At 43.8% G+C, this 6,655-nt stretch carries 6 protein-coding genes and 1 pseudogene; 5 read left to right on the plus strand and 2 right to left on the minus strand.

Annotated elements, in window-relative coordinates; all coding sequences use genetic code 11:
- Positions 1-2,200, minus strand: a 2,200-nt coding sequence (gene rne / locus ACP45E_RS13045; RefSeq protein WP_141707331.1) for a ribonuclease E, incomplete at its 3' end; no start/stop codon positions are given.
- Positions 2,201-2,795: 595 nt separating this feature from the next.
- Between rne and rluC the strand changes: the two genes are divergently transcribed.
- The gene (gene rluC / locus ACP45E_RS13050; protein ID WP_017036968.1) at positions 2,796-3,743 is read left to right on the plus strand and encodes a 23S rRNA pseudouridine(955/2504/2580) synthase RluC; all 948 of its coding nucleotides are present in this window, start codon (positions 2,796-2,798) and stop codon (positions 3,741-3,743) included.
- 160 nt (positions 3,744-3,903) lie between these two features.
- Here the strand turns inward: rluC and ACP45E_RS13055 are convergent, their stop codons facing one another.
- On the minus strand, positions 3,904-4,494 hold the full coding sequence (locus ACP45E_RS13055) for a Maf family protein (protein ID WP_026026470.1): 591 nt from the start codon (positions 4,492-4,494) through the stop codon (positions 3,904-3,906).
- A gap of 147 nt (positions 4,495-4,641) precedes the next feature.
- On the opposite strand from ACP45E_RS13055, the gene yceD reads away from it, so the two are divergent.
- From yceD to ACP45E_RS13075, 4 genes and pseudogenes are all read left to right on the plus strand, one after another.
- Positions 4,642-5,166, plus strand: a complete 525-nt coding sequence (yceD, locus tag ACP45E_RS13060) for a 23S rRNA accumulation protein YceD (RefSeq protein WP_017034059.1) — start codon at positions 4,642-4,644, stop codon at positions 5,164-5,166.
- Positions 5,167-5,199: 33 nt separating this feature from the next.
- Positions 5,200-5,370 (plus strand): 50S ribosomal protein L32, encoded by a 171-nt coding sequence (gene rpmF, locus ACP45E_RS13065; RefSeq protein ID WP_004737376.1) that lies wholly within the window; start codon positions 5,200-5,202, stop codon positions 5,368-5,370.
- Positions 5,371-5,379: 9 nt separating this feature from the next.
- Positions 5,380-6,405: a phosphate acyltransferase PlsX gene (plsX, locus tag ACP45E_RS13070; RefSeq protein ID WP_017034058.1), complete on the plus strand. Its 1,026-nt coding sequence runs from the start codon at positions 5,380-5,382 to the stop codon at positions 6,403-6,405.
- Positions 6,406-6,410: 5 nt separating this feature from the next.
- Positions 6,411-6,655, plus strand: a pseudogene (locus ACP45E_RS13075) (3-oxoacyl-ACP synthase); the annotation flags it as partial.

Here is a 6,655-nt window from a genome sequence, read left to right on the forward strand (position 1 = left end):
CAGCGGTTACGACTTCTGCAGCTTTAGCATCATCAACAGGTTGAGGTTTATTCTGACCATTTACTCGAATCTGTTTCTTTAGCGGACGGCGTTGACGACGTTCTTTCGTCTTCGGCGCTTTTGCTTCAGGGGCAGAGTCTTGCTTGGTACTTTGAGCATCTGCAGCGATTTGCTGGCCTTGTTCTAACACTTTCGATGTTTTTGCATCGTCACGGTTAGGTCGACGGTCCTGCTTAGGCTTACGATTATTAGGCTTACGTTCTTGTCTCGCCTTTTCATCATTTTCGGTCGCTGGGGCTTGCTCATCTCGCACAGGCTTACGCTTATTGCGGTCACCACGTTCACCACGATTATCACGATTATTGCGACGACGTTGATCGTTGCGATTACGACGTTGGCGAGGATGACGCTGCTCTTCTGTCGACTTTTCTTCTTTGACTTCTTCTTTAACTTCTTCTGAAGGGCCAGAGAAAAATTCACCTAGTGCTTTAAATAGACGAGAGATAAGGCCAGGTTGAGCCTCTTCTTTTGCTGGTTCTTTCTTTGCTTCAACAGCCTTAGGCGCTGGTGCCGGAGTAGGTGCTGATTGAGCAGGAGCAGCGAAGCCTTTTAGAGCTGGCTCTTCAACCTTTCTCAGTTTAACTTCTTGCTCTACAGGTTCTTTGCTCTCTGCTTCTTTTAGAGCATCCAGCTTTTGAGGCAGTAAGTAAGACAGTAAATCAAACTCTTCGCCTTCACGGATACGAATCACCTCAAAGTGTGGCGTTTCCATATCAGAGTTAGGGACAACAGTGATCTTAACTTCTTGGTTTTTCTCGATGTGGTTGACTGAGCGACGTTTTTCGTTCAGCAGGTAAGAAGCAATTGGAACAGGCACAACAGCAAGTACTTGCGCTGTGTTATCTTTCAGAGCTTCTTCTTCAATCAAACGTAGAACAGATAATGCTAGCGATTCGTTATCACGAACAACACCAGTACCTGTACAGCGAGGACAAATGTGGTGGCTTGCTTCCGCTAGTGATGGGCTCAAACGTTGACGAGACATCTCTAGAAGACCAAAGCGAGAGATGCGACCGATTTGGATACGAGCTCTGTCAAGGCGCACGGCATCACGCAAACGATTCTCAACTTCACGCTGGTTACGAACGGGTGTCATATCGATGAAATCGATAACAACAAGACCACCTAAGTCACGTAGACGTAATTGACGAGCAATTTCATCGGCCGCTTCAAGGTTTGTGTTTAGAGCGGTTTCTTCAATGTCTCCACCTTTCGTAGCGCGAGCGGAGTTAATGTCGATAGAAGTGAGTGCTTCTGTTGGGTCAATAACGATTGAACCACCAGAAGGAAGACGTACTTCACGTTGGAAGGCCGATTCTATTTGGCTCTCAATTTGATAGTGGCTAAATAGTGGCACTTCACCGTCGTACTTTTTAATACGGCTAGCAAAGTCTGGTCGAACTAAGCGAATATGCTCAAGGGCGCGCTCATAGATAGTGTTACTATCGATAAGAATCTCGCCAATGTCACGACGCAAGTAGTCACGAATCGCACGTACAATAACGTTACTTTCTTGGTGAATAAGGAAAGGTGCAGAGTTACTGTCTGAAGCCTGTTTAATAGCGCCCCAGTGGTTGAGTAATACGTTAAGATCCCACTCAAGCTCTTCAGCGCTTTTACCTACACCTGCAGTACGAACAATCAGCCCCATACCTTGTGGAAGTTCAAGTGTGCTTAGTGCGGCTTTAAGTTGAGTTCTTTCATCGCCTTCGATTCGGCGTGAAATACCACCAGCACGAGGGTTATTAGGCATTAAAACAAGGTAGCTACCGGCAAGTGAAACAAAAGTCGTTAATGCAGCCCCTTTGCTGCCACGCTCTTCTTTTTCAACTTGAACAATGACTTCTTGCCCTTCTCTCAATACTTCTTTGATGCTTGGTCGACCTTGGTAGGTGTAACCTTGGGGGAAGTACTCACGAGCAATTTCTTTAAGAGGAAGGAATCCGTGTCTATCGGCACCGTAGTCAACAAAAGCAGCTTCTAAACTTGGTTCAACACGGGTAATACGGCCTTTATAGATATTTGCTTTCTTTGATTCGTGTCCTGGGCTTTCGATATCCAAATCGAAAAGTCGCTGTCCATCGACCAAAGCAACACGCAACTCTTCTTTTTGAGTTGCGTTTATTAACATTCTTTTCATTTAATAATCTCGTTATCTTTTTTTATATTGATTGTGCTTATTGCTTTAGTTCGTTTTCACGGTGCCAGATCCCATGGCTAAAAGTGCAGCCTCCCGGCTGGAGGGGATGCTCTAAGGGCACGTCAGTTGTCACAAGCGAACAAGCTTGTGACCCGCGATTTGCGGAGAATACTCAACATGAAAATACGACGAGTAGGGCAATAAGTTGACTTAGTTCAATAGAGTCTTACGCCAAGTGCGGCACTACGGGACAAAGTAATCTACTCAGTTAACTGTGCGATATCGCGCTTGATTTTGTTTAAATAATCATCAAAGCGTTAATAGCAGCAGTGAACTATAGCAGCGCAAAGAAATCACAGCAATCTGCTTTGTTATAAACAGGTGAAAAAAAACCAGAGTAATGGCTGGTGATATTAAATAATCGATTGTTTTACTGTGCTTTTTCTCATTTAATCTAAGCAATAGTAAAGGGCAGTTTGTTTTTTATCCACAGCAGTAAGGGCGTGGGTGAATGAGTGATGTTTGTGAGTTGGGTGTGCTTTAAATGAAGCAAGAAAATATGAAATATAGCGCGTTTGAGTGATACAATAGCGAAATGAGTGAAATTAGAACTAAAGTCCAGTTTGTCGATATCGATGAAGACATGGCGGGTCAGCGTATAGATAACTTCTTACGTAACCAATTGAAAAACCTCCCCAAAAGCATGGTTTACCGAATTGTGCGAAAGGGAGAGGTACGAGTAAATAAAAAACGCGTTAAAGTTGAGTATAAATTACAGGCTGGGGACATTGTTCGTATTCCTCCTGTCACCATTGAAGAGAAAACCGACGAGCCGGTTATTAGTACCAAGCTTAACAAGGTGGCTCAACTTGAAAGTAATATCATTTATGAAGATGAGCATCTGTTGGTTTTAAATAAACCATCAGGCTTGGCGGTACACGGAGGAAGCGGTTTAAAGTTTGGTGCGATTGAAGCATTAAGGGCGCTGAGACCAACAGCTCGTTTCTTAGAGTTGGTTCACCGTATCGATCGAGACACGTCGGGTATTTTACTGGTTGCGAAAAAGCGATCGGCGTTACGTCATCTTCAGGCACAGTTTCGAGAAAAGACGGTCAAGAAATTTTATTTCGCGTTGGTTATGGGCCAATGGAAATCAACTTGTCGTGTCATTAATGCACCTTTGTTGAAAAATGAAGTGAATAGCATTGTGCGAGTGAACCCGACAGGTAAAGCATCGGAAACTCGCTTTAAAGTACTTGAAAAATTCGATGATGCAACGTTAATACAAGCGAGCCCAGTGACAGGGCGCACACATCAGATTCGAGTGCATACTCAGTACGCTGGCCACCCAATTGCATGGGATGACAGATACGGTGATCGTCGTTTTGATGCCTACACCGGGCATTGTGGATTGGATCGATTATTCCTGCATGCAGCAAACATTAAATTTATCCATCCATCGACGGAAGAGCTGGTCGACATTAGTGCTCCAATGGAAGCGAAGCTAGAACGTGTGATTCAGTCGTTAAAAAACAGCAAGTAATCTTAAGTAGGCTGCTAATGTGTTTTTATTTCTCATTAGCAGCGCTTACATTGAGCGATACAGGTAACTTTAGGTTAGCGAACATACTGGCAGGGTAATCATATTGATCCTTGACCAGTACATCGATAATGGGTTGAACCATTAACCGTTGGCTAAAGAATCAAGAACTGGCTAAGACCTCAAAACCTTCGGATTTCAGCATAGTGATCAATTCGATTAAGGGTAATCCGATAAGCGCATTGGGATCCTTTCCTTCTAATCGTTCAAACAGTGCAATACCTAACCCTTCGCATTTGAAGCTGCCTGCGCAATAAAATGGCTGCTCTTTATCAACATAGTTTTCAATTTCCGCACGATTTAGTTGTCGAAAATGGACATGGAACTCATCAACAATGGTTTGGCTAGATTGGGTAACCGAGTTGTAAAGTGAGAGACCAGTGTAGAAGGTGATGACCTTGCCACTTTGAGCCGTCAATTGCTGGATGGCGGTTTCTCGGTTCAAAGGTTTACCCACAATCTTTCCGTCGATAACACAAACCTGATCGCTGCCTATAATTAGGCTTGGGCTCTCAGTTAGGCAAGAGGTGGCCTTTTTTTGCGCAAGCCGACTCACGAGCTGTTGAGGCGTTTCATTGTGTAGGGGAGTTTCATCACAATCGGGCTTGGCTGTCGTGAATGAAATTGAAAGCTTGTTGAGGAGTTCCTGCCTGTATGGGGAAGTTGAGGCTAAAATTAGTTGGTAATTATGCATTTTTAGATACAATGTGTGGGTTAGAGATAACAGCATAACGTAATCCAAGCTGTTGTTAATAATTCTCTCTATTGAAAGGTAAAAAAGTCCATTTTTTTCACCTTTTTCTTTGACTAAACGTATTTTGGAAGATAAGATTCGCGCCCTATGCAAAAGGTAAAAATACCGCGAACGGTACATCCTGCTAAAACCGCTCAAAAAAGAACAGATTTAGATGGTTACATCCAAGTCAGTCTTTTTAAGCGTTTAGAGGAGACAACCGAAGGCGTTAAACGCGACGCAGAAGTCTCAATGTCATTTGGGCTGGATGAACAGCGACTCGTAGTTATCTCTGGTAAAGCTAACGTCGAAGTCGACCTGGAATGTCAACGCTGTAATGAGGTTTTCACACATCAGTGTGATGTCCAATTCACATATACTCCTTGTAATGAGAAGAGTGAAGAGGAAGCACCGGAAGAGTACGATTTGGTAGATCTGAACGAGTACGGTGAGTTAGACCTAATACAGTTAGTTGAAGATGAGTTCATCTTAAATTTGCCTCAAATAGCAATGCATGATGAAGCGGAATGCAGCGTTAATTCAAATAACTTGGTATTTGGTGAAATTCCTGAAGAAATTGAGGAAGAGAAAAAGCCGAATCCATTCGATGTTTTAAAAAGCTTAAAGCGTTAATTCGTTTTAAACTAAGACAAAGGAGTAGGGTCAATGGCCGTACAAAAGAGCAAAAAATCACGTTCAATGCGTGGCATGCGTCGTTCACACGATGCGCTAACTACAGCTGCACTATCTGTAGACGCAACTTCAGGTGAAACTCACCTACGTCACAACGTGACTGCCGAAGGTTTTTACCGTGGCAAAAAGGTTATCAACAAGTAAGGTTGACCTTTGCAAACTATAACCGTTGCGATTGATGCAATGGGCGGAGACTTCGGTCCCCGTGTTACAGTGCCTGCCGTCGTGCAGGCACTGTCGTATTTCCCAGAGCTGAAAATCCTATTAATAGGTGATCGGACTTCGATCACACATCAATTATCTTTACTTGGTTATGACACCAATGATCGTTTGATCATTGAACATAGTGACCGGGTCATTTCCAATGTCGAAAAACCTTCTCTAGCATTACGTAACAGTTCTGGCACATCCATGCGGATGGCGATTGATGCGGTTGCTGACAATCAAGCCGATGCTTGCCTAAGTGGTGGCAATACTGGCGCTCTTATGGCGCTATCGCGGTTTCGATTGAAGTTACTCCCTGGTATTGAACGTCCAGCATTAATTTCGGCGCTTCCTACCGCTCAAGGCAACAAAACTTGGATGCTAGATTTAGGGGCCAATGTGTCAAGTGATGCTGACTCTCTTTTCCAATTTGCCGTCATGGGCAGTGCCTTAGCAGAGCAGTATTTAGGTCGACCAGCAAGAGTCGCCATATTGAATATTGGCGCCGAAGAGATTAAAGGGAATGACCTGGTTAAGCGTTGCTCAGAGATGTTATCTCAGACTCAGTCCGTTCATTTTATTGGTTATGTAGAAGGTAACCAATTACTTCATGATGCGGCGGATGTGGTGGTTTGTGATGGGTTTGTCGGTAATGTGTGCCTTAAAGCTTGTGAAGGTACGGCTCAGCTCTTTATTGATAAGCTTAAATCAAGCATGATGAACAGCTCAATAAAAGGTTGGATTGCCAGAAAGTTGTTTTCAGGTTTGTTTGATGAATTAAAAACATTGAACCCCGACCAGTATAATGGCGCAAGTTTGCTAGGATTGCGCGGCATTGTTATTAAAAGTCATGGAAGTGCTGATGTATCCGCCGTCGTCAATGCGATAGGAGAGGCGATACATGAGGTCAAACGACAAGTTCCCAGTCGTATTAGCGATCGTTTAGAAGCGGTTTTACTTGAGAGGCATTATTAGTTTTCATGTATAGCAGAATTTTAGGTACAGGCAGTTACCTGCCATCTCAGGTGCGTACAAACGCAGACTTAGAGAAAATGGTAGAGACCAGCGATGAATGGATCGTTACGCGTACAGGCATCAAAGAGCGTCGCATTGCTGCTGAAGACGAAACCGTTGCTGATATGGCATATCATGCAGCCGTGAACGCGATCGAGATGGCGGGCATTCAAAATGACGATATTGATTTAATCATTGTTGCGACCACCAG

The sequence above is a fragment of the Vibrio genomosp. F10 str. 9ZD137 genome (assembly GCF_049974785.1).
Classification (GTDB): domain Bacteria; phylum Pseudomonadota; class Gammaproteobacteria; order Enterobacterales; family Vibrionaceae; genus Vibrio.